The organism is Sporosarcina sp. USHLN248 (assembly GCF_037144575.1).
GTDB lineage: Bacteria > Bacillota > Bacilli > Bacillales_A > Planococcaceae > Sporosarcina > Sporosarcina contaminans.
This window is the reverse complement of sequence record NZ_JBBCZC010000087.1, coordinates 1-2685: the sequence shown is the minus strand read 5'-3', so window position 1 is coordinate 2685 and position 2685 is coordinate 1. Positions and strand designations below refer to the sequence as shown.

Genomic DNA, 2685 nt, shown 5'->3' with positions numbered 1-2685 from the left:
CCTCATCCCTCCCGCGCATAAAGTTCACTCCAAACGCATAAAGTTATCTCCCACGCGCATAACCTCAGTCTAAAACGCATAATGCGATTCACCCTCGCATAACCTCCACCCTAAACGCATAACCTCATCCCTCCCGCGCATAAAGTTCACTCCAAACGCATAAAGTTATCTCCCACGCGCATAACCTCAGTCTAAAACGCATAATGCGATTCACCCTCGCATAACCTCCACCCAAAACGCATAAACTCATCCCTCCCGCGCATAAAGTTCACTCCAAACGCATAAACTCATCTCCCACGCGCATAACGTCAATCCAAAACGCATAACGCAATCCATCACTGTATAATCTCGGTCACATAAATCCATCCGAACAAAATAGAATACCCTGCTCGCAATTTTTTGGATTAAAATGTGATAAATTCTCAAATATTGACCAAATCGATATAATACACTGTCTTTTTGAGCGATATTTTGAGAAAATATCACAAAATGATTGTATAAGCATGATGTTGCTGCGTATAATAAAGAGAAAGGAGTGAGTTATATGTTAGTTCAATTCAATTTTGAGAACTATAAAAGTTTCCTCCATGAAACCAGTCTCGACATGACGGCAACAGTATTTAAAGAACATCCATACAATCTTATCAACTTACCGTGTAAAAATAACAAAGATAAGTATATTAAAGTTGCTGCGATTTATGGTGCGAATGCAAGCGGGAAAAGTAGCGTTATTGAAGCTTTTGGCTTTATGAGATTTTTTGTCCAACATTCATTTAAAATGGCTGCTGACAATAAAAAAAATATACCGTATAAAAGCTTCGCCTTTACAAAAGAAAAGAAAGCATCCTTGTTCGAAGTGTTTTTTATTAAAAACATGTGTGAATATCAATATGGTTTTGAAATGAATCATAAAAAAATAATAGGGGAATGGCTGTATAGGCGTCCTTTAGAAGAAAAAGATTTCGAGCCTGTTTTTGAAAGAGAGAATGGAGAGTATTCTTTTTCTGATACCGTTAAAAGTGCACGTAATTTCGAAGACACTGTTACAGATCAAACGCTGTTATTGTCCCTTCTTTCAAATACGAAAATATCAATTATGAAAGATGTGTTCGAATGGTTTGAAGATATAGTCGTAATTAATTTTGGAGATACCATAATTGAGCATAGCATTACATGGAATTTACCTCTCGACATTGAACAATCTGAATTGCAACATGAAATTGTTCAATTTCTCAACGCGATAAACGTTCCGATCAATAGAATAGACTTTGAAAAGGTCGAAGAAGATGAAGAAGAGTCATACCGTCTATTTTCTGTCTATTACCATGATGGAAATGAAATAAGGCTGCCTTTTCATGAAGAGTCCAGTGGAACGATAAAAATGTTCACACTTTATTTACATCTTAAACACGCATTGCAAAATGCTTTGCCAGTATTCATAGATGAGTTGGATGCAAAATTGCATCCGTTGTTGCTTAGGTATATTATTACAATGTTCCATGATGAAAAAAAGAATCCGAATAATGCACAGCTTATTTATACAACACATGATAATTACACATTAACAAAAGATATTTTTAGACGAGATCAAATTTGGTTTGTCGAAAAACAAAATGATTTAACTGCGGAACTATATTCTCTCGCGGAATACAAAATGGTCGATAAAAAAGTAAGAAATGATGCCACTTATAATAAGGACTATCTTTTAGGAAAGTACGGTGGGGTACCAATACTGAAAGAATTCAATATGTGGGGGGAATGAATATGAAAGGGAATAGCCGTAGGGGACAAAAAAGAAAGAGAAAAGTAAATAATCGTCCCCTCGGTTTTCCGAGACTTCTAATCGTGACAGAAGGAACGAAAACAGAAACAAATTACTTTAATTCTATCAAAGAAAGAATACAAGAAAGATTTAAGGAAAATATAATAGTAGATAAGATCGACTTGGAAGTAAAGGGAATCGGCAGAGGAACAATGGGAGTCGTTGAACAAGCATTAAAATCACGTAATCGCCACACGTATAGTCAGGTCTGGGTATTGATAGACAAAGATAATTTTACGGATTTTGACCAAGCAATTAAAAAAGCTGAAGACGAAGGACTGAATGTTGGCTGGTCAAACCAAAGCTTTGAGTTATGGTACCTTCTTCATTTCCAAGAGGTTAGCGGCAGGATGGAAAACGAAACTATAATTAATCGACTTTCCATACATTTAAGGCAACATGGGATCACTCGTAACCAGTATAGTAAAAGTGATCCATTATCTTACGATGATCTTAAAGTTACAATTAATGATGCTATAGCGCGAAGTAAAAGAATTATGGAAATGCATCAAAATTACGGAAATAAGACTCCATCTGTAATGAACCCCGCGACTACTGTCTATAAACTTATTGAAGATTTGTTGCCATATCTTAATAAGGATGAATAATCGTCTTAAGTAGTAATCATCTATACTTTTGGTGATTACTTTTTTTATCCTCAATTTAGGCTAAGCTTTATCTTTTTAAAATTTAAACGCATAACCTCATCCCTCCCGCGCATAAAGTTCACTCCAAACGCATAAAGTCTACTTCAAACGCATAAAGTTATCTCCCCCGCGCATAACGTCAATCCAAAACGCATAATGCTTGCGATTCACCCTCGCATAACCTCTGCCCAAAACGCATAAACTCATCCCTCCCGC

Annotated in this window: 2 protein-coding genes; both read left to right on the top strand. The window is 36.2% G+C overall.

Translation table 11 applies throughout. The features are described from left to right. The first annotated feature begins 544 nt into the window (after window positions 1–544). Entirely contained in the window at window positions 545–1762 is a 1218-nt protein-coding gene (locus tag WFH04_RS17970) for an AAA family ATPase (RefSeq protein ID WP_336825686.1), read from the top strand. A gap of 2 nt (window positions 1763–1764) precedes the next feature. Beyond that, window positions 1765–2430 (top strand): RloB family protein, encoded by a 666-nt coding sequence (locus WFH04_RS17965; RefSeq protein ID WP_336825684.1) that lies wholly within the window; start codon window positions 1765–1767, stop codon window positions 2428–2430. Window positions 2431–2685 lie beyond the last annotated feature (255 nt).